The sequence below is a fragment of the Streptomyces sp. NPDC101110 genome (assembly GCF_044759525.1).
Taxonomy (GTDB): Bacteria; Actinomycetota; Actinomycetes; order Streptomycetales; family Streptomycetaceae; genus Streptomyces.
This window is the reverse complement of sequence record NZ_JBIVZM010000002.1, coordinates 252,347-272,740: the sequence shown is the minus strand read 5'-3', so window position 1 is coordinate 272,740 and position 20,394 is coordinate 252,347. Positions and strand designations below refer to the sequence as shown.

The window sequence follows — 20,394 nt, the reverse complement described above, 5'->3', positions numbered from 1 at the left end:
GACCCCGCACCACCGGCACGGGCCCGTCGCGCGCCCTGGCGCCGGACGGGCCCGTAGGCGAGCCCCTGCCCTGCGCAGCGCAGGGCAGGGGCTGGACGACCACCCCGAACGGCCCAATCGCGCTGCGCCGGAGGAGGCGACCTCGGATGAGCGGTGTGACCGTGGTGGAAGGGATGAGCGTGCACACAGGAACGAGGAGGCGCGATGGCGGAGGCACTGGTCGAGGACGGCACCGATGGCGCTGCCACGACGGACGGCGCAGACCCCTGGCCGGGCGTCTTCGAGCAGCTCAGCGCCGTCGCCGACGCCGTCCTCTACGAGGGCTACCTCCTGTACCCCTACCGCCGCTCCTCCACGAAGAACCGCGTCCGCTGGCAGTTCGGCGTGCTCTTCCCCCGGGACTGGGTGGAGGCGGACGGCCCCGTCACTCCCGGTGTCTCGGGTTCCGCCGACTCCTGGTACCAGCAGACCGAGTGTCTGCTGCGCGTCCGGCGGCCGGACAGCGCCCGCGTCCGGGTGCGGGTCCGCTACCTCCAGATGCAGCGCAAGCAGGTGGAGGAGGCGGGCCGGCCCGTCGAGTCGGTGCGCACCGACGACGGCACCGTGCACCTGACCTTCGACGAGGCCCTGCCGCGCGAGTGCGAGGTCGGGGTCCCGCTCGGCCAACTCCTCGGGGACGCGCGGGTTGTCGCGGTGAGCGCCGCGGCGGGCGAGGACGTCGAGACGCTCCCCGGCGACGCCGGGCGGGTGGTGCGCAGCCGCGAGGAGATCCGGGCCGAGACCGCCGTCACCGCCGAGCGGCTCTCCGGTGACCTGTACCGGATCCGCGTACGGACCACGAACACCGCGCCCGCACCGCCGCCGCGCACCCCCCGGGACGAGGCACTGCGCCGGGCCCTCATCGCGACCCATACCCTGATCGGTGGCGACGGGGTGGAGTTCGTCTCGCTCATCGACCCGCCGACGGACCTGTACGCACCCGTGCGCGCGTGCCGCAACGAGTTCACCTTCCCGGTGCTCGGCGGCGAGACCGGGGACACCGCACCCGTTCTGCTGTCCGCGCCGATCATCCTGCCCGACCACCCCCAGGTCGCCCCCGAGAGCCCCGGCGACCTGCACGACGCCGCGGAGATCGACGAGATCCTCACCCTGCGCACGATGCTGCTGACCGACGAGGAGAAGCGCGAGGCGCGTGCCACCGACCCGCGTGCCGCGGCGATCCTCGACCGGGTCGACACCATGCCGCAGGAGGTCTTCGAACGACTGCACGGCGCCGTCCGCTCCCTCACACCGGCCGCCCCCAGAGCGCAGGCCGGCCACCCCGTCACCCACGTCACGCCCACGGCGCAGGCCGGCCACCCCGTCACCCACGTCACGCCCACGGCGCAGGCCGGCCACCCCGTCACCCCCACGGCGTCCGCGGACCGCGCCGCCTGGTGGCAGGAGGGCGGCGACGACGGTCTCTCCCCGACCACCGACACCGTGCTCGTCGACGGTGTCCGGCTCGGCGGCGGCAGCCGGGTCCGGCTCCGCCCCCGCGGACGCGGCGCCGACGCCCAGGACATGTTCCTGGCCGGGCGCACCGCCGAGGTCGCCGCCGTCTTCCACGACGTGGACGGCAGCGTGCACCTCGCCGTCACCCTCGACGACGACCCGGCCGCCGAACTGAACAACTGGTACGGCCGCTTCCACTACTTCCGGCCCGACGAGCTCGAACCCCTCGGGCCCGCCGGATCCCCGGACGAGCCGTCGGCACCGGCTCCCGCCGCAGCTCCCGCGCGGCACACGACCGACTCCGAGACCCCCGCAGCGGAGGCCGAGTGACATGACCACCCACAGCAGCACCGAAGAAGTCAGCAAGGAACCCGAACGGTCCGAGGACCGGCAGGGCATGGACGAGATCCACATCCTCTGGATCTCCGAGGGCATGAGCTGCGACGGCGACACCGTCTCGCTCACCGCAGCCGACCAGCCCTCGATCGAGGACCTGGTGCTCGGGCTGATCCCGGGCCTGCCGAAGGTGAACCTGGTCAACAAGGTGCTCTCGCCCAGCCTGGGCGGCGAGGACTTCCTCGCGCCCTACCGGGCGGCCGTACGCGGTGAACTGGGCCCGTTCATCCTCGTGATCGAGGGCTCGATCCCCAACCAGAACATCATCGAGGGCGACGGCTACTGGACGTCCTTCGGCAACGACCCGGAGACCGGTGAGCCGCAGACCCTCAACTGGTGGATCGACCAACTGGCCCCCAAGGCCTGGGCGGTGGTCGCCGCCGGCACCTGCGCCACCTTCGGCGGCATCCACGCCATGTCCGGCAACCCCACGGGCTGCATGGGCCTCGCCGACTACCTGGGCTGGGACTACACCTCCCAGGCCGGCCTGCCCGTCGTCAACGTGCCCGGCTGCCCGATCCAGCCCGAGAACTTCATGGAGACCCTGATCTGGGTCCTCTACCACGCGGCCGGCTCCGCACCCCCGCCGCCGCTGGACCACATGCTCCGCCCGCAGTGGCTGTTCGGGAAGACCGTCCACGAAGGCTGCGACCGCGGCTCGTACTACGAGCAGGCCGGTTTCGCCAAGGATTACAACTCGCCCAAGTGCCTGGTCAAGACGGGCTGCTGGGGTCCGGTCGTCAACTGCAACGTGCCCAAGCGCGGCTGGATGGGCGGTCTCGGCGGCTGCCCCAACGTCGGCGGCATCTGCATCGGCTGCACCATGCCCGGCTTCCCCGACGCGTTCATGCCGTTCATGGACGAGCCTCCCGGCGGCACCCTGTCGTCCCTGGCCATCAAGCCGTACGGAGCCGTCATCCGCAGGCTGCGCGGCATGACCAACGAGCTCGTCAACCACGAGCCCAGGTGGCGCCACAACAAGCGCAAGCTGACCAGCGGTTACGACCCGCGCTGGCGCCCGTGATGAAACCCCCGACCCCACCCACCACCGACAGCGAGGGGCAGTACCGCAGATGACCACCACCGAGGCCCGGCCCACGGACCGCAAGCCACCACAGCTCGTGGACATGTCCTGGGATCCGATCACACGGATCATCGGGAACCTGGGCATCTACACGAAGATCGACTTCGCCAACCGGGAAGTCGTCGAATGCCACAGCACCTCGTCGCTGTTCCGCGGCTACTCGGTGTTCATGAAGGGCAAGGACCCGCGCGACGCGGGCTTCATCACGTCCCGGATCTGCGGCATCTGCGGCGACAACCACACCACCTGCTCCGACTACGCCCAGCAGATGGCCTACGGCGTCAAGCCGCCCCCGCTGGCCGAGCACATCGTCAACCTCGGCGAAGCCGCCGAGTACATGTTCGACCACACGATCTTCCAGGACAACCTGGTCTTCGTGGACTTCTGCGAGGCGATGGTCAAGGCCACCAACCCCGGTGTCCTGGCCCGCGCCGAACGGACCGACGCCCCCCGCGGCGACATCCACGGCTACCGCACGATCGCCGACATCATGAAGGCCTTCAACCCCTTCGAGGGCGAGGTCTACAAGGAGGCCCTGAAGGTCAGCCGGGTCACCCGCGAGATGTTCTGCCTGATGGAGGGGCGCCACGTCCACCCCTCCACGCTGTACCCGGGCGGCGTCGGCACGATGCCGCAGCCGACCGTCTTCACCGACTACCTCAGCCGCCTCATGCGGGTCATCGACTTCGTGAAGAAGGCCGTCGCCATGAACGACGACGTCTTCGACTTCTTCTACGAGGCACTGCCCGGCTACGAGGAGGTCGGCCGCCGCCGCGTCCTGCTGGGCTGCTGGGGCGCCTTCCAGGACCCCAAGGTCGTCGACTACCGCTACGAGACGATGAACACCTGGGGCAAGGCGATGTACGTCACCCCCGGCATCATCGTCGACGGTGAACTGGTCACCAACAACCTCGTCGACATCAACCTCGGCCTGCGCATCATGCTCGGCAGCTCCTACTACGAGGACTGGGTCAACGAGCAGCCGTTCGTCACCCACGACCCGCTCGGCAACCCCGTCGACATGCGCCACCCGTGGAACCAGACGACCGTGCCGGTGCCGCAGAAGCGCGACTTCGACGACAAGTACAGCTGGGTGATGAGCCCCCGCTGGTTCGACCAGCGCACCGGCGACCACCTCGCCCTCGACACCGGCGGCGGCCCCCTGGCCCGCCTGTGGTCGACGGCGCTGAGCGGCCTGGTCGACACCCCGTACGTCAAGGCCACCGGCCACAGCGTGCGCATCTCACTGCCGAAGGGCGAGTCCCTGCCGGAGACCACCCTCGAGTGGCGCATCCCGCAGTGGAGCAACACCATCGAACGCGACCGCGCCCGGCCGTACTTCATCGCCTACGCGGCCGCCATGGCCCTGCAGTTCCTCGAAGAGGCCATGGGCATGGTCCGCGCGGGCGAGACCAAGGTGTTCGAGAACTTCGAGGTGCCCGACGAGGCGATCGGCTGCGGCTTCCACGAGGCCGTGCGCGGCGTCCTCTCCCACCACCTGGTGATCAAGGACAAGAAGATCGCCAACTACCACCCGTATCCGCCCACCCCGTGGAATGCCAGCCCCCGCGACAAGTTCGGCACCCCCGGCCCGTACGAGGACGCCGTCCAGGGCCAGCCCATCTTCGAGGAGAACGGGCCGGACGACTTCAAGGGCGTCGACATCATGCGCACGGTCCGCAGCTTCGACCCGTGTCTGCCGTGCGGGGTGCACATGTACGTCGGCAAGGGCAAGACGCTGACCACCCTGCACTCGCCGACGTACGGGGCGAACCATGGCTGAGGCCGTCGGCGCCCGGCTGGCCGACCCGGACGTCGAGGCCCGGCTCGGCCGGCTCGACGAGCTGCTGGAAGGCCTCGAAACCGCGCCCGGTCCCACGACCCGCTCCGCGACCGAGGCGGTGGCCCTGCTCACCGAGGTCTACGGCGAGGCCCTGGCCCGCGTCCTGGACCTCGCGGACGAGCAACTGGCCGGACGCCTCGCCGAGGACGAGCTGCTGGGACACCTCATGGTGCTGCACGCCGTCCACCCCGAGCCCGCCGAACGCCGGGCGGCCCGCGCGGTCGAACGGCTGCGTCCCGCCGTGCAGGAACGGGGCGGCGACGTGGAGTGGGCCGGGGTCGAAGGGCAGACCGCCCGGGTCCGTCTGACGACGGGCGGCGGCGGATGCGGGTCCGGCTGCGGTGGCGGAGGCTCGGAGGTCACCGACGCGGTCAGCGCGGCGGTGCTCGCCGCGGCGCCCGAACTGACGGCGGTGGAGCCGCTGACCGAGACGGCCCCCGCCTTCGTCCCCCTGACCACACTGACGCACCGGGGCGCACCGTGACCACCGACGGGGCACTGGCCCGCCTCATCCGCTCCTCGGCCGACCGTACGGCGGCGGCCGAGCGGGAGGTGTGCGACCTGTGCGCCGCACCGGTCGCCGACGAGCACGCCCACCTGTACGACACCGGACGGCAGGAGGTGCGCTGCGCCTGCGGCCCCTGCTCCGTGCTGTTCGCCGACGCGGCGGCGGGGGACGGCCAGTACCGGCTCGTGCCCCGGCGGCGGGTGCGGCTGCCCGAGGTCGACACGACGGTTCTGGGCGTACCGGTCGGCCTGGTCTTCTTCGTGCCCCGGGCCGACGGCACCGTCACCGCCGAGGGCCCGAGCCCCGCGGGAGCCATGCGATGGGAGGTGGACGCGGCGGCCTGGCAGGAGCTGGCCGGGACGTGTCCACCGCTCGCGACCGTGGAACCCGAGGTGGAGGCGCTGCTCGTGAACACCGTCCACGGCCTCGACCACCACTGGATCGTGCCGATCGACGACTGCTACCGGATGGTCGCCGTGGTACGCCGGGAGTGGCGCGGCCTGTCCGGCGGCGGGCGGATCTGGCCGGCCGTCGAGCAGTTCTTCGAGGGCCTCACCGAGCGGCCGTAGCCACGCACTCCGCAGGTCGGAGGCGAGGAAGGAGAGCATCATGGGCAGCATCAGAGTGGGCCGGCCCCAGGCGAAGCCCGACACGCCCGGGCACGTCGCCGGCATGCACCAGGGCAACAAGGGACCGCGCGAGCGGCAGAAGGGTCACCACGAGGACGGCACCGCCGACGCGCGCCGCTCCACGGGGATCCACTGGAAGCGGCATGACACCCTCGCGGAGACCATGCCGAACATCTCGCCGGGATGAACACCGTGACGCGAACGAGCAGGGAGTCGCCGCAATGAAACGAGCATGCAGACCCGCCGCGCGCAGGCGGGGCGGGGTGAGCGGGCAGCGGGTGCTGAAGGCCGAGGCCGTCCTGGTGGGCGGTGCGGTCCTGGCCCTGCTGTGCTGGGAGTTTCCCAGCCTGAGGCGGGAGATGCGGATCTGGCGGATGGCCGGCGGATTCCGCGCCGGCCGCCGCTACCCGTGAGCCGGCCGTGCACGAACTGTCGATCGCGACCGCGATCATCGAGCGGGCCGACGAGCTGGCCCGGGCGGACGGGACGGACGCCGTCTCGAAGGTGACCGTCCGGGTCGGCGAGCTGGCGGGCGTCGTTCCCGACGCCCTGGACTTCGCCTTCGAGGTGGCCCGTGACGGCACCTCCCTCGCAGGGGCATGCCTCGTCGTCGAGCAGGTCCCCGCGCAGGCCTGGTGCGGCCCGTGCGCCGAGGAGTTCGCGGTGGGCATGCCCCCGTTCTTCTGGTGCCCGCGCTGCGACCGGCCCTCCAGCGACCTGCGCAGCGGCCGGGAGCTGGAGATCGCCGGGATCGAGCCGGTCCCGGCATAGACACCGGTCCCGGCATGGACAAAGGAGGGCCCCGCCGACGGACCGGCGGGGCCCTCCTCCTGTCCGGTGGTCAGCAGATACGCGGCAGCTGCTCTCCGAGGGGGAGGTCCACCACCCGCGTACCGCCGAGTCCGGTGGCGACCACCACCATGCCCGGATGCTCGGCGACGCACTCGCCGATCCGTGCCGCCCCGGCACCTTGCGGATGGGCCCGCATGGCCGCAAGCACCTCCTCGGCCTCCGCAGGGGGAACGAAGGCGACCAGCCGCCCCTCGTTGGCGACGTACAGCGGATCGAGCCCGAGGAAACCGCAGGCGTTCGCCACCGCGTCCGGCACCGGGATCGCCCGCTCCTGAAGCCGGACACCGGTCCCGGAGGCGCGGGCGATCTCGTTCAGCGAGGCACCCAGGCCGCCCCTGGTGGGATCGCGCAGCACATGGACGTCCGGCGTGACGGCCAGCACGGCCGCCACCAGATCCGCCAGCGGCGCGGTGTCGCTTGCGACCTCCACCCCGAACTCCAGGCCCTCCCGGACGCTCATGATCGCCACGCCGTGCAGCCCGATGGGCCCGCTGACGATGACCGCGTCCCCGGGCCGGGCACGCTGGGGCCGGATGTCCACCCCGTCCGGCACGAGCCCGACCCCGGCGGTGGTGACGTAGACCCCGTCGCCGTGCCCGGACTCCACCACCTTGGTGTCGCCCGTCGCGATGGTGACCCCGGCGGTCCGGGCGGCCGCCCCCATCGAGCGTGCGATCCGCTCGACGACCGTCAGCTCCACGCCCTCTTCCAGGACGAAGGCGGCGGACAGGTACGCGGGCCGGGCGCCGCTCATCGCCAGGTCGTTGACGGTGCCGTTGACCGCGAGGTCGCCGAGGCAGCCGCCCGGGAAGAACAGCGGCCGGACCACATAGGAGTCGGTGGAGAAGGCCAGCCGCGCTCCGCCCAGTTCGAGGACGGCCGAGTCGGCCAGGCCGGACAGGGTGGCGTTGCCGTAGGCGGGCGTGAAGATCCGCTCCATCAGCTCGGCCGACAGCGCACCCCCTCCGCCGTGCCCCATGACCACCACGCCCTGGTCGCGCAGGGGTGCGGGGCAGGTCCAGGCGGCCGGGTCGACCACATCGGCGAGTCGCTCAGACAACGGGGGTCACCTCCTGCCGCGCGGCCCCGCCGGCCTGCTGTGCCGGGGCGTTCATCCGTCGGTAGAGGTAGTACGCCGCGCAGGCGCCCTCGCTGGAGACCATGGTGGCGCCGAGCGGGGTGCGCGGGGTGCAGGTGGTGCCGAACGCGGCGCACTCGGTCGGCTTGATCAGGCCCTGGAGCACCTCGCCGGCCCGGCATTCGGCGGGCTCCTCGGTGCGGATCCCGCCGACGTCGAAGCGGTGCTCCGCGTCGTACGCCCGGAAGGCGTCGGTCAGGCGCCAGCCGCTGGCGGGGATCCGTCCGATGCCCCGCCAGGACCGGTCGGTGACCTCGAAGACCTCCTCGATCATGCGCACCGCGGCCGGGTTGCCCGCTTCGCGTACGGCGCGCGGGTAGGCGTTCTCCACCCGATGCTCCCCGCGCTCCAGCTGGCGGACAGCCCGGCGGATGCCCTCCAGGATGTCCAGCGGCTCGAACCCGGTCACCACCATCGGCACGCGGAACCGCTCGGCGAGCTCCGGGTACTCGGCCGTCCCCATCACGCTGCACACGTGCCCGGCGGCCAGGAAGCCCTGCACGCGGCACTCGGGCGCCGACATGATCGCTTCCACGGCCGGGGGCACCCGCACGTGCGACACCAGCAGGCTGAAGTTGGTCAGGCCCAGGCGGCGCGCCTGGTGCACGGCCATCGCGTTGGCCGGGGCGGTGGTCTCGAAGCCGATCGCGAAGAACACCACCTCCCGGTCCGGGTTGCGGCGGGCCAGCTCCAGGGCGTCCAGCGGCGAGTACACCACCCGTACGTCGCCGCCCTCGCCCTTGACCCGGAACAGGTCGCGGTCGGTGCCGGGCACCCGCAGCATGTCGCCGAAGGAGCAGAAGATCACTCCGGGTCGTGAGGCGATCTCCAGTGCCTGGTCGATGACCTCCAGCGGTGTGACACAGACCGGGCAGCCGGGACCGTGGATCAACTCGACCTGTTCGGGAAGCAGTTGGTCGATGCCGTGCCGGATGATCGAGTGGGTCTGCCCGCCGCACACCTCCATGAGGGCCCAGGGCCGGGTGGCGGTGGCACGGATCTCGTCCAGCAGGCGCCGCGCCAGCTGAGGGTCGTTGAACTCGTCGATGTACTTCACCGGGCCTCGCTCCCGCTGTCCTGGGGCTCCGTCACCGCGGCGGTGCCCGCCTCCTTGGCCGCCTGCTCCCAGGCGTCCCCGAACTCCTCCTCCAGCAGCCCCAGTTCCTCGAACAGCTGCAAGGACGCCAGGGCCGACTCCTCGTCCAGGCGCTGGAGCGCGAAACCGACGTGCACGATGACGTACTCACCCACCTCCACGTCGGACACGTACTCCAGACACGCCTGTTTCTGCACACCGCCGAAGTCGATCAGCCCGGTGAGCGGGTCGGCGCTGTCGTCGATGGACACGACCTTGCCGGGCACTGCCAAACACATGGGTCACTCCTCCTGTCGTAGGTGCGCCGCGACCACCAGCTGGCCGAGGGCCAGCCCGCCGTCGTTCGGCGGGACTTCGCCGTGCCGGAGCACCGCGAAACCGTCTTCGGACAGCAGCCGCGCGCACTCCTCCTCCAGCAGCGCGTTGGCGAACACCCCGCCGCTGAGGGCGACGGTGGCCAGACCGGTGTCCTGACGCGCGCGTCGGCAGATCCCCGCCACCGTCCGCGCCACGCCGCGGTGGAAGCGGGCCGCGAGGACGGCGGCCGGTGTGCCGCGCCGCAGGCCGGCGATCAGCGCGCCGAGTACGGGTGCCGGGTCGAGATCCCCGGCGAAGGTGTACGCCGACCCGTCGGCGTCCCACGCCGAGGCGGCCGCCGCCTCCAGCTCCAGCGCGGCCTGAGCCTCGTACCCGGCGCGGTGGCACACGCCCACGAGCGAGGACACGGCGTCGAAGAGCCGGCCCATGCTGGAGGTCGCCACACAGGCCAGGCCTCCGGACAACTGCCTTTCGAGCAGCGTGAGCTCGTCCGGTGCGCAGGCGGTCACGCACGGCAGGTCCGCGTCCCACGGCAGTCCCGCCGCCCACAGCCGGGCCAGGGCCAGACGGCAGGGGTTGGCGACCCCCGCGTCGCCACCGGGCAGCGGGGCGGGGGAGAGGCGGGCGTAGCGGCGGAAGCCGGTGTAGTCGGCGAGGAGGACCTCGCCGCCCCAGACGGTGCCGTCGTCGCCGTAGCCCGTGCCGTCGAAGGCGACGCCGATCACGGGGGTGGTGCCGTCGAGACCGTGCTCGGCCATCGCGGAGGCGATGTGCGCGTGATGGTGCTGGACCAGTACGGGGGCGTGCCCGGCGAGCCGGGCGGCCCACCGGGTCGAGTGGTACCCGGGGTGCCGGTCGGCGGCGACCAGTTCGGGGCTCACGCCGGTGAGGGCCCGCAGGTGCGCCTCCGCCCTCCGGGCCGCCTCCAGGGTGGCCATGTCGCCCATGTCGCCGATGTGCGGGCCGAACCAGGCCTGGTCGCCTGCTGCGAGGCACAGGGCGTTCTTCAGGTCACCGCCCACGGCGAGGGCGGGCCGCACCGGCACCGGAAGCCGCAGCGGACGGGGCACGAAGCCCCGCGAGCGGCGCAGCACCTGTTCGGTGCCCTCGGGGCGCACCCGCAGCAGGGAGTCGTCGCACGGGGAGGCGATGGGCCGGTCGTGGGCCAGCCAGGCGTCCGCCAGCCCGGCCAGCCGGTCCAGCGCCTCGTCGTCGTCCGTGACGATCGGCTCCCCGGAACGGTTGCCGCTGGTCATGACCAGCACGCGCGGGCCGGGCGGGTCACCGGGCAGGCCGAACAGCAGGGTGTGCAGGGGTGTGTAGGGCAGCATCACGCCGAGATGCGGGCTGCCGGGGCAGACGCCGGGCGCGAGGCCGTTCGCCTGGGGACGCCGGCGCAGCAGGACGATGGGACGGCGGGGGCCGGTGAGCGCGGCCCGTTCGGACGAGGAGAGCAGGGCGACGCGCCGTACCTCGCCGAGGTCCGCGCACATCACCGCGAACGGTTTGCCACCGCGTGCCTTGCGCGTGCGCAGGGTGTCGACGGCTCGTGCGTCGGCCGCGTCGCAGGCCAGGTGGTAGCCGCCCAGGCCTTTCACGGCGACGATCCGCCCGGCTGCCAGCAACGCCCGTGCCGACGCCAGGGCTTCGGCATCCCGGGCCGGACGGACCCCGTTCCCGGGCGCGGGCACCAGACTGAGCCGGGGGCCGCAGTCGGGGCAGGCCACGGGCTGGGCGTGGAAGCGGCGGTCGAGGGGGTCGCCGTACTCACGTGCGCACCCCGCGCACATCGGGAAGCCGGACATGGTCGTGACCGCCCGGTCGTACGGCATGCCCGTGGCGATGGTGAAGCGGGGGCCGCAGTGCGTGCAGGTGACGAACGGGTGCCGGTGCCGGCGGTCGGACGGATCGCCCAGCTCCCGCAGGCAGTCCGGACAGGTCGCCGTGTCGGGCGGGAGCAGGGTGCTGCCGGGGGAGCGGTCGGTGGAGCGGATGTCGAACGTGCCGCCGGTGCCCGTCGCGGGCAGGTCCTCGAAGCCCAGGCCGGTGACGGTGGCCAGCGGCGGCGGCTGCTCGGCCAGCCGGTCGCAGAAGTCGGCGACGCCGTCCGGCGGGCCCTCCACCTCGATGAGGACGCCGCTCGCCGTATTGCCCACGAAACCGGTGAGCGCGAGCTCCGAGGCGAGGCGGTGCACGAACGGGCGGAACCCCACACCCTGCACGGTCCCCCGCACGGTGACGCGACGGCGCACCGCCCGGGCGGCGGGCGCCGTCACGATACGAGGCCGGCTTCGGCGCCCCCGTGGCTGTGACTGTGGGTGTGCGGGCGGGGCGCCAGGGGCGGCCGGTGGGCGGGGGACCCGTCCCGGACGCCGAGCACCCGCTCCAGAAGGGCGTCGACGCCGGTGCCGGTGCGGGCGCAGGACCGCACCACCTCCACCCCCGGGTTGACCCGCTGGACGTTCGTCACGAACGCCGCCTCGTCGAATCCGGCCGGTCCGGCCAGATCGGTCTTCGTCAGCACCACCAGGTGGGCGGACCCGAAGGCCGTGGGGTACTTGAGGGGCTTGTCCTCGCCCTCCGTCACCGCCATGAGCACGATCCGCAGGCTCTCGCCGAGGTCGTAGGACGCGGGGCAGACGAGGTTGCCGACGTTCTCGACGAACAGCAGCGAGGTCCCCTCGGGCAGCCAGCTCTCCACGTGACCGCGCAACTGCCGCGCCTCCAGGTGGCACAGCCCGTCCGTCAGGAGCTGTTTCACCGGGGCTCCCGAACGGGCCAGCCGGTCGGCGTCGTTCTCGGTCGCCAGATCGGCGGTGAGCGCGGCCACCGGAAGGCTCCGCTCCACCGCCCTGGCCAGCACCCGCCCGAGCAGTTCCGTCTTGCCGCTGCCGGGGCTGGACAGCAGGTTGACCACGCTCACTTCGCGCCGGGCGAGCTCCTCGCGCAGGCCCGCGGCCAGCCCGTCGTTCTTGGCCAGGACGGCCTGGGTGACCTCGTCCACGGAATCGCACATGGGCGCCGCTCCTCGCGCGTCGGTAGGGAAATCGTTCCTACCGATCCTCCGCGCCGCCGCTCACCGAGTCCGGCAGCCCGGCCGGGGACAGCACAGTGGATTCGTCCGGGCGGCTCAACGGGGGCGTGGCCGCCGGGTCCGCGAGCAGCACGGGCACCAGCGTGTGCAGCGCCGTCACGGCCCGCCCCACCGCCTCCCGCACCGTCGCGCTGATGCCGGGGGCGATGTCCTCGTCGGCGGGGGCCCGCAGCTCGGGCTCGCAGGCCAGCACCAGGACGCGGGGGAGCGGCTCGTCGCCCAGGTGGGCGGCCAGGGCCAGGACTTTCGCCGGGTCCATGCCGTGCGCCTCCGGCGGGTCGCCCGCGGTGGGGGACCGGGGCAGGTCCGGCTCGATCAGCGACAGGGTGCCCGCCCTGTGCCCCCGCACGGCAGCGTCGACCAGGACGGCCGTGTCGTAGCCGTCGAGCAGCTCGTAGGCCAGGTCCATGCCGCGGATGCCGAAATCCCGCACCCGTACCTCCGGCGGCAACGGGTGCCGGTCCAGCGCGCGGACGACCTCGGGGCCGAAGGCGTCGTCCGCGAGGAAGATGTTGCCGACACCCGCCACGAGCAGCCGCGCGCTCACTTCGCTCCTCCCGTGGCCTGCGGCCGGGCGGAGCTGCTCGGGAGCTTGCGGACGAACGCGGACCGCAGCGCGTGATACGGCGCCCCGGGGTCGTCGAAGACGGCGCGCATGCGGGCCAGCTCGGCCCGCCGGTACTCGGCGAGGGGCCGGTGAAGCTCGTCCGCGTGACGCGCCGTGGCCTTGGCGGTGATCCGGCGCGGCAGATCCGGGTCGTCGGCCAGGTCGCCGGCCAGCCGCTCGACCTCGGCGGCGAACTCCTGTGGCCCCGCGGGCACCAGGCGGTCCACCAGACCGATCCGCTCGGCGGACGCGGCGCTCACCGGCAAGGCCTCGGACGTCAGCCGCTCGGCCGTCTCCGCACCCACCCGGCGGGGCAGCGAGTACGTCCAGTATTCCGACCCGTACAGGCCCATGTTCCGGTAGTGCGGGTTGAGGACGCTGCCCGTGCGGCACCACACCTCGTCGGCGGCCAGGGCGAGCATGACGCCGCCGGCGGCCGCGTTGCCGCCGAGGGCCGCCACCACCAGCCGGTCCGTGGTCCGCAGCACCGCCTTGACCAGGTCGTTCATGGCGTTGAGGTTGGACCAGGACTCGACCGCCGGATCACTCGACGCCTCGATGACGTGGAGATGGATGCCGTTGGAGAAGAAGTCGCGCGCACCGCCGAGCACCAGCACCGAGGTGGGGCGGGTGAGCGCGTAGCGCCAGGCGGCGAGCAGCCTGCGGCAGTGGGTGGTGCTCATCGCCCCGCCGGGGAACGAGAAGCTCAGGAAGCCGACGGGGCCGCGCTGCCGGTAGCGGATGTCGGTCCAGGTGGTGCGGGCCGGGGGCAGTTCGAGCGGGGCGGCGATCTCCGGCAGCCAGTACGGGCGGTCCTGCGTGCCGGGCATGCCCGGGCCGCTGCCGGGCGGGGCGGGAAAGCCGGCGAGCACCGAGGCCGCGGGGCGGCGGAAGGGGGCCGGGTCACCGGAGCTCTTGCGGGGGCGCAGTTCCGGGATCCACACCGCGCCGTCCCGGGTGGCCCGGCAGAGCGCGCCGGCCCGGGTCGCGAGCAGCTCCCCGGGCTCCCCGCGCAGCCGGTCCTCGGGGTGCCCGCCGTGCAGGAACACCTCCCGGCCGCAGATCTCGTCCCGGACACCCGGCTGCGAGTCGGCCCCGCGGAGCTTGCGCAGCACCGTCGCCGTGTCGTCGTTCTCCCAGTCGATGCGCCGCTGCTCCTGGCGGAAGAAGTCCCGCCACACCACGTGGATCCCGGGCTCGCTCTGCGGGCGCGGTTTGTAGGACCCGTCGGCGTAGCGCCGCACGGCCAGCAGCACGGCGGCCGTGGCGGCGTCCGCGACCTCGTTGCGGTACAGGTCGCTCTTGCCCGTCGGCGGCACCGTGAAGGAGGCGTCCGCCCACACGTCCCCGGCGTCCATGGCGGCCTCGGCCTGAAGCACCGTGACGCCCCACTCCGTCGCGTCCTCGGCGATCGCCCAGTCCAGCGACGAGGGGCCCCGGTCGCCGGGTGGCCCCGGGTGCACGATCAGACAGGTGTGCTCCCGCCACACGTCCTCCGGCAGGGCCGACTTCAGCATCGGGGCGACGATGAGCTCCGGGCCCGTCTCGCGTACGGCGGCCCGGACGGCGTCGGGGCCGTGCGAGGCGAGCACGACGTCCACGTGGTGCCCCTCGTCCGACAGTTCGGCGAACACACGTTGGGACAGGCTGTTGAACGCGCTGGCGACGAGCAAGATGTCCATGACCCGGCATGGTCGTACCTCCCGGGAGGGCCGTGAAGGACCACGGCGGCGTTTCGCTGTGGTCGTCCGCTTCCGGCCGAACGGATACGCGAGACTTCCGTCCGAGTCCGAGTCCGAGTCCGAGTCGGGGTCCGAGTCCGAGTCGGGGTCCGAATCCGAGCCCGAGCCCGAGTCCGGGTCCGTCGGCCGCCGCCCGGGACGCCGGTTCGCGCTGCGGGTCGTCCTGCGAGGGCAGCCGGTCCCAGCCGGTCCGTCGGCCTCCCCTTGCCCGGGACGTACGCCTGACGCACGCTGTTCCTATGGGTGCGCAAGACGGCCCTACGCTCATCAACTCCGTCCAGCGGGCCATGCGGCTGCTGGAGGCGGTGAGCGCGCACGACAACGGCGCGCCGGCCAAGCAGCTGGCGCGCGAGACGGACCTGCCCCTGGCCACCACCTACCACCTGCTGCGGACCCTGGTGCACGACGGGTACGTGCGGAAGCTGGACGACGGCGGCTTCGTCCTCGGCGACAAACTGCAGACGCTGCAGTCCACGGGCCGTGCGCAGGCGCTGCTCAGCCGGGTCCGGCCCACCCTCGCCGCGCTGCGGGACGAACTCGCCACCGCCGCCTACCTCACCTTCTACGAGGACGGCGAGATCAGGGTCGCCGAAATCGTCGACGGACCGGGGACGCCCCGGGTCGACCTCTGGGTGGGCTTCGAGGACGCGGGGCACGCCACCGCACTGGGCAAGTCCGTCCTGCGGGAACTGGACGAGGACGCCCGGCAGGACTACCTCTCCCGGCACCACCTCGCCGACCTCACCCCACGGACGATCACCAGCCTCCCGGAGCTCCTGCGCCGGCTGGAGGCCCCGCCCCTGGCACCGGCCATCACCGACATGGAGGAGTACGCCCTCGGCACGGTCTGCGTCGCCGTCCCGGTGTACAGCGGGGACGTGCTGGGCTCCCTCGGCGTCTCCCTGCCGTCCCACCGGCTCTCCCGGCTGCCGGAGATCCGCGAGCGCCTGCTCCCGACCGCGAGCCGCGTGACCAGGACTCTCTCGCTCACGACGTGATCAGGACCCCCTCGTTCACTATCTGAAAATCCGCTCCTTGCCGATGCCACCGCTCACCCCGTTCTCTGGATGAAACCGACATTTCAGAGTCGTGCCCCGCGCACAGGTGAGGACTGCGGACCCAGACATGAGTCAAGCCCGTAACCATGGCGTCGACCACCGGCCGGTACGGCCGTCCGGCAACCGAGTGGCCGGTCCCGGGGCTTCGGCCCGCAGGCGCGTCGTCTCGCGCCTGGCCGTCGGCGTGCCCGTCCTGCCCGTCCTGGTCGTCGCCGCCGTCGTGTCCGCCGACCTCGTCGGCGGGGCGGGGATGATCTGGCTGCCCCTGCTCGCGGCCGGGCCCGCCCTCGCGGCCACGACCAACGGGCCGCGCGGGGTCTGCTGCGTCGGCGTGCTCGCCGTGGTGGTCGGCGCGACGCTCGGGGTCCGCGACGGAGTGCCGGGCCGGGAACTGGCGGCCGTGCTGTCGGCCCTGGTCGCCGTCACGCTCGCGAGTGGCCTGGCCGGTGTGCTGCGCGGACGCCGGGAGCGGGTGCTGGCCGCCGTCCGGTCCGTCGCCGAGACGGCACAGCACGCTCTGCTCAAGCCGGTGCCGGCGATCGTGGGGCCGTTCCAGGCGGCCGTCCGCTACAGCGCCGCGGCGGCCGAGGCCCGAATCGGCGGTGACCTCTACGCCCTGATACCCACCCCGCACGGGGTGCGGCTGATCGTCGGCGACGTACGCGGCAAGGGGCTGCCCGCCGTCGGGACCGCCGCGCTGGTGCTCGGGGTCTTCCGTGAGGCCGCCCATGACGAGCCCGATCTCCTCGACGTGGTCGACCGCATCGAGCGGAGCCTCGCCCGCAACCTCGGTCGCGACGACTTCGTCACCGCCGTGGTCGCAGGCTACCCGCGGGAAGGGCAGCTGGAAGTGGTGAACTGCGGGCACGCGCCCCCGCTGCTGGTGCGCGCCTCGGGGAGCATCACCGCGGTGGAGCCCGCGCACCCGGCCCCGCCCCTGGGCCTGCGCGACCTCACGGGACACACTCCGGGACTCCAGACGCTGCCCTTCGCCGACGGGGACCAGCTGCTGCTCTACACCGACGGGGTCACCGAGGCCCGCGACGGCGGCCGCGCCTTCTACCCCCTCGCCGAGGGTCTGGAGCGGCACGTCTCCCCGGAGCCGGCCCACACCCTCGACGCGCTCCACGAGGAACTGCTGGCCCACGTGGGCGGCCGGCTGCACGACGACGCGGCCCTGCTCCTCATCCGCAAACCGGCCGTGTCGGGCGCGCAGCCGGAGGTTTCCGGGGCGAGCGGCACCGGCCCGGGCGCTCCCGCCCCGGTGCCCGAGGCGAAGTGCTGCTCCTGAGGGGCCCGGCGGCCGCACCGGCTCAGCTCTCGCGCAGGTCCTTCACCCGGCGCAGCTTGCCGAGGGAACGCTCCAGCGTCTCCGGTTCGACGATCTCGACCTCGGCGGTGATCCCGATGCCGTCCTTGACGGCCCCGGCGATCGCCGCGGCCGCGGCCGTGCGCTGCTCGGGGCCGGTGCCGGGGCGGCTCTCGACGCGGACGGTCATGTGGTCCAGGCGGCCGCGCCGGGTCAGCCGGATCTGGAAGTGCGGGGCGACACCGGGCGTGCGCAGCACGATCTCCTCGATCTGGCTGGGGAAGACGTTGACCCCGCGCAGGATGATCATGTCGTCGCAACGGCCGGTGATCTTCTCGATGCGGCGGAACGCGGGCCGGGCCGTGCCGGGCAGCAGCCGCGTCAGATCACGGGTGCGGTAGCGGACGACCGGCAGGGCCTCCTTGGTCAGGGACGTGAAGACCAGTTCGCCCTCCTCGCCCTCGGGCAGCACCTCGCCGGTGACCGGATCGACGACCTCGGGGTAGAAGTGGTCCTCCCACACGTGCAGGCCGTCCTTGGTCTCCACGCACTCCTGGGCGACACCCGGGCCGATCACCTCGGACAGGCCGTATATGTCGACGGCGTGGATGTCCGTGCGCTCCTCGATCTCGCGGCGCATCTCCTCCGTCCACGGCTCGGCACCGAAGATGCCCACCCGCAGACTGCTCGCGCGCGGGTCGAGGCCCTGGCGCTCGAACTCGTCGAGCAGCGTGAGCATGTAGGACGGGGTGACCATGATGACCTCGGGCCGGAAGTCCTGGATGATCTGCACCTGGCGCGCGGTCATGCCCCCGGAGGCCGGGATCACCAGACACCCGGCGCGCTCCGCCCCGTAGTGCGCGCCGAGGCCGCCGGTGAACAGCCCGTACCCGTAGGAGACGTGCACCTTGTGGCCCGGCCGCGCGCCCGCGGCACGGATCGAGCGGGCGACGAGGTCCGCCCACATCGACAGGTCGTTCTCCGTGTAGCCGACCACCGTGGGGCGGCCGGTGGTGCCGCTGGAGGCGTGCACACGCCGCACCCGGTCCATGGGCACGGCGAACATGCCGAAGGGGTAGGTGTCCCGCAGGTCGGCCTTCGTGGTGAAGGGGAAGCGGGCCAGGTCCTCCAGCGAGCGGCAGTCCTCGGGACAGACCCCGGCCGCGTCGAACTTCTTCCGGTACGCCTCCACGTTGTCGTAGGCGTGCCGGAGGCCGCCGCGCAGGCGGTCGAGCTGGAGCTCGCGCAGCTGCTCACGGGTCAACCGCTCACCGTCGTCGAGAAGGTCGTGGGGCAGGGGTTCACCGAGCCGCCGCGGCGTCGGCTCAGGGGCCCGGGTGGCCGCCGTCTCGCTGGTCATTCAGGACTCCTCCGGCCTCGTGCTCCTGATGCTCCGGCTGCGGCCCCGGAACTCGGCGATCACCTCGTCGCCCCGCCGGACGCTCACGTCGTACAGGCCGCTGCGTCCGAACCGGGTGCGTTCCTCGGCCCGGGCCACGAGCACGTCGCCCCGGTGTGCCGGGGCCACGAAGGTGATGTCGGCCCCGGCAGCGACGGTCACCGGGCCGTGGCTGTTGCAGGCGCAGGCGAAGGCGGTGTCGGCGAGCAGGAAGACATACCCGCCGTGCGCGATGCCGTGCCCGTTCACCATCGCGCCGGTCACGGTCATGCGCAGGACGGCGGTCCCCTCGCCCTGTTCCAGCAGCTCGATGCCGAGCCCGCGGGAGGCCTCGTCCGCGGCGAACATCGCCTCCGCCGCGGGTGTCGCGTCAGCCGTATGACTCACTTCTCGCACCACCTTGTAGCCCGACCGAACATTCGGTTAGCTTCGGTGCCGCCAAGTAATCAACTCGCCTCGGCGCCTGTCAAGGGCCGGGGTCTTACCAAGGCGCGGCGCCTTGTCATACGATGTACCGAACGAATGGTCGGTTGGGAAGTGGGACGGATGGACACGACACACTCCAGCCCCCCGGGGGCGGACGGCGCCGAGCCGGATCTCCAGCAGCACTTCGACGCGACGATCGCGCGGGACCAGCGGATCGAGCCGCGCGACTGGATGCCTGAGGGCTACCGGAAGACGCTGATCCGGCAGATCGCGCAGCACGCGCACTCGGAGATCATCGGCATGCAGCCCGAGGGTGAGTGGATCACCCGCGCCCCCTCGCTGCGCCGCAAGGCCATTCTGTTCGCCAAGGTCCAGGACGAGGCCGGGCACGGGCTGTACCTGTACTCGGCGGCGGAGACGCTGGGCGCCGACCGCGCGGACCTCACCGAGCGGCTCATCGAGGGCCGCCAGAAGTACTCGTCGATCTTCAACTACCCGACGCTGAGCTTCGCCGACGTCGGCGTGATCGGCTGGTTCGTGGACGGCGCCGCGATCTGCAACCAGGTCCCGCTGTGCCGTTCCTCCTACGGGCCGTACGCGCGCGCCATGGTCCGGATCTGCAAGGAGGAGTCGTTCCACCAGCGGCAGGGCTACGAGCTGCTGATGACGATGATGCGCGGCACCCCGGAGCAGCGCGAGATGGTGCAGGACGCCGTGAACCGCTGGTGGTGGCCGTCACTGATGATGTTCGGCCCGCCCGACGACGCCTCGCCCAACTCCGCGCAGTCCATGGCCTGGAAGATCAAGCGGCACAGCAACGACGAACTGCGCCGGCGCTTCGTCGACATGACCGTCCCGCAGGCCGAGAAGCTCGGCGTGACGCTCCCCGACCCGGAGCTTCGCTGGAACGAGGAGCGGGGACACCACGACTTCGGCACGCCCGACTGGGACGAGCTGATGCGGGTCATCAAGGGCGACGGCCCGTGCAACGACCAGCGGATGCAACGGCGCCGCACGGCCCACGAGGAGGGCGCCTGGGTGCGCGAGGCGGCCACCGCCCACGCCGCCAAGCAGGCGTCCCGGACGCGGAAGGGAGCGGTGGCATGACCGCCGACAAGCAGGACTGGCCGCTGTACGAGGTGTTCGTGCGCGGCAAGCGCGGACTGAACCACGTCCACGTGGGATCGCTGCACGCCGCCGACGACCGCATGGCCCTCACCCACGCCCGCGACCTGTACACCCGCCGCAACGAGGGCGTGTCCATCTGGGTCGTGCGCTCGGAGCACATCGCCGCCTCCACCCGCGACGAGAAGGACCCCTTCTTCGAACCCAGCGCCGACAAGGTCTACCGCCACCCGACCTTCTACGACATCCCCGAAGACGTCCCCCACATCTGAAGGA

Annotated in this window: 21 protein-coding genes; 12 read left to right on the top strand and 9 right to left on the bottom strand. The window is 72.5% G+C overall.

The features are described 5' to 3' along the window. Window positions 1–204: 204 nt before the first annotated feature. From ACIQU3_RS04640 to hypA, 8 genes are read left to right on the top strand one after another with little or no spacing between them, the layout of a single operon-like run. Entirely contained in the window at window positions 205–1,824 is a 1,620-nt protein-coding gene (locus tag ACIQU3_RS04640; protein ID WP_403727687.1) for a hypothetical protein, read from the top strand. Window position 1,825: 1 nt separating this feature from the next. Next, window positions 1,826–2,914: a hydrogenase expression protein HypE gene (locus ACIQU3_RS04635; RefSeq protein WP_403727690.1), complete on the top strand. Its 1,089-nt coding sequence runs from the start codon at window positions 1,826–1,828 to the stop codon at window positions 2,912–2,914. Window positions 2,915–2,963: 49 nt separating this feature from the next. After that, complete coding sequence (locus tag ACIQU3_RS04630) at window positions 2,964–4,757, top strand: nickel-dependent hydrogenase large subunit (protein WP_385659112.1); 1,794 nt, start codon at window positions 2,964–2,966, stop codon at window positions 4,755–4,757. Next, window positions 4,750–5,301 carry a NifU family protein gene (locus tag ACIQU3_RS04625; RefSeq protein ID WP_403727695.1) on the top strand — a complete coding sequence of 184 codons (552 nt, stop codon included), beginning with the start codon at window positions 4,750–4,752 and terminating at the stop codon, window positions 5,299–5,301. The genes ACIQU3_RS04630 and ACIQU3_RS04625 overlap by 8 nt, the downstream gene beginning before the upstream one ends. Next, a complete protein-coding gene (locus ACIQU3_RS04620) occupies window positions 5,298–5,894 on the top strand; it encodes a DUF5947 family protein (protein WP_403727697.1) in 597 nt (198 codons plus the stop codon). Before ACIQU3_RS04625 ends, ACIQU3_RS04620 begins: the two co-directional genes overlap by 4 nt. A 40-nt stretch (window positions 5,895–5,934) precedes the next feature. Further along, complete coding sequence (locus ACIQU3_RS04615; RefSeq protein WP_403727699.1) at window positions 5,935–6,141, top strand: hypothetical protein; 207 nt, start codon at window positions 5,935–5,937, stop codon at window positions 6,139–6,141. Window positions 6,142–6,175: 34 nt separating this feature from the next. Beyond that, on the top strand, window positions 6,176–6,367 hold the full coding sequence (locus ACIQU3_RS04610; protein ID WP_403727701.1) for a hypothetical protein: 192 nt from the start codon (window positions 6,176–6,178) through the stop codon (window positions 6,365–6,367). Window positions 6,368–6,374: 7 nt separating this feature from the next. Continuing rightward, the gene (gene hypA / locus ACIQU3_RS04605; protein WP_403727703.1) at window positions 6,375–6,725 is read left to right on the top strand and encodes a hydrogenase maturation nickel metallochaperone HypA; all 351 of its coding nucleotides are present in this window, start codon (window positions 6,375–6,377) and stop codon (window positions 6,723–6,725) included. A gap of 70 nt (window positions 6,726–6,795) precedes the next feature. On the opposite strand, the gene hypE is transcribed toward hypA, so the two are convergent. Genes hypE through ACIQU3_RS04570 form a run of 7 tightly spaced genes read right to left on the bottom strand, consistent with a single transcriptional unit; the run spans window position 6,796 to window position 14,741 of the window. Further along, a complete protein-coding gene (hypE, locus tag ACIQU3_RS04600) occupies window positions 6,796–7,866 on the bottom strand; it encodes a hydrogenase expression/formation protein HypE (protein ID WP_403727707.1) in 1,071 nt (356 codons plus the stop codon). After that, window positions 7,859–9,001 carry a hydrogenase formation protein HypD gene (gene hypD / locus ACIQU3_RS04595; RefSeq protein ID WP_403727710.1) on the bottom strand — a complete coding sequence of 381 codons (1,143 nt, stop codon included), beginning with the start codon at window positions 8,999–9,001 and terminating at the stop codon, window positions 7,859–7,861. Before hypD ends, hypE begins: the two co-directional genes overlap by 8 nt. Further along, entirely contained in the window at window positions 8,998–9,318 is a 321-nt protein-coding gene (locus ACIQU3_RS04590) for a HypC/HybG/HupF family hydrogenase formation chaperone (protein ID WP_403923326.1), read from the bottom strand. Before ACIQU3_RS04590 ends, hypD begins: the two co-directional genes overlap by 4 nt. A gap of 3 nt (window positions 9,319–9,321) precedes the next feature. After that, window positions 9,322–11,634, bottom strand: a complete 2,313-nt coding sequence (gene hypF, locus ACIQU3_RS04585; RefSeq protein ID WP_403727714.1) for a carbamoyltransferase HypF — start codon at window positions 11,632–11,634, stop codon at window positions 9,322–9,324. After that, entirely contained in the window at window positions 11,631–12,374 is a 744-nt protein-coding gene (hypB, locus tag ACIQU3_RS04580; protein ID WP_403727716.1) for a hydrogenase nickel incorporation protein HypB, read from the bottom strand. Before hypB ends, hypF begins: the two co-directional genes overlap by 4 nt. Window positions 12,375–12,411: 37 nt before the next feature. Next, window positions 12,412–12,999 carry a hydrogenase maturation protease gene (locus ACIQU3_RS04575; RefSeq protein WP_403727718.1) on the bottom strand — a complete coding sequence of 196 codons (588 nt, stop codon included), beginning with the start codon at window positions 12,997–12,999 and terminating at the stop codon, window positions 12,412–12,414. Further along, window positions 12,996–14,741, bottom strand: coding sequence for an enoyl-CoA hydratase-related protein (locus ACIQU3_RS04570; RefSeq protein ID WP_403923324.1), 1,746 nt, complete (start codon window positions 14,739–14,741; stop codon window positions 12,996–12,998). Before ACIQU3_RS04570 ends, ACIQU3_RS04575 begins: the two co-directional genes overlap by 4 nt. A 299-nt stretch (window positions 14,742–15,040) precedes the next feature. Here ACIQU3_RS04570 and ACIQU3_RS04565 point away from each other — a divergent pair, with 299 nt between their 5' ends. Next, entirely contained in the window at window positions 15,041–15,799 is a 759-nt protein-coding gene (locus ACIQU3_RS04565; protein WP_403727723.1) for an IclR family transcriptional regulator, read from the top strand. A gap of 127 nt (window positions 15,800–15,926) precedes the next feature. After that, the gene (locus ACIQU3_RS04560) at window positions 15,927–17,150 is read left to right on the top strand and encodes a PP2C family protein-serine/threonine phosphatase (RefSeq protein WP_403923323.1); all 1,224 of its coding nucleotides are present in this window, start codon (window positions 15,927–15,929) and stop codon (window positions 17,148–17,150) included. A 22-nt stretch (window positions 17,151–17,172) separates the two neighbouring features. Here the strand turns inward: ACIQU3_RS04560 and paaK are convergent, their stop codons facing one another. Continuing rightward, window positions 17,173–18,528: a phenylacetate--CoA ligase PaaK gene (gene paaK, locus ACIQU3_RS04555; RefSeq protein WP_403923321.1), complete on the bottom strand. Its 1,356-nt coding sequence runs from the start codon at window positions 18,526–18,528 to the stop codon at window positions 17,173–17,175. Further along, window positions 18,529–18,915, bottom strand: a complete 387-nt coding sequence (paaI, locus tag ACIQU3_RS04550) for a hydroxyphenylacetyl-CoA thioesterase PaaI (RefSeq protein WP_403728273.1) — start codon at window positions 18,913–18,915, stop codon at window positions 18,529–18,531. 198 nt (window positions 18,916–19,113) lie between these two features. Here paaI and paaA point away from each other — a divergent pair, with 198 nt between their 5' ends. Both paaA and paaB read left to right on the top strand, forming a co-directional pair. After that, window positions 19,114–20,100 (top strand): 1,2-phenylacetyl-CoA epoxidase subunit PaaA, encoded by a 987-nt coding sequence (gene paaA, locus ACIQU3_RS04545; protein WP_403727729.1) that lies wholly within the window; start codon window positions 19,114–19,116, stop codon window positions 20,098–20,100. Continuing rightward, window positions 20,097–20,390: a 1,2-phenylacetyl-CoA epoxidase subunit PaaB gene (paaB, locus tag ACIQU3_RS04540; RefSeq protein ID WP_030844556.1), complete on the top strand. Its 294-nt coding sequence runs from the start codon at window positions 20,097–20,099 to the stop codon at window positions 20,388–20,390. Before paaA ends, paaB begins: the two co-directional genes overlap by 4 nt. Window positions 20,391–20,394: the final 4 nt, after the last annotated feature.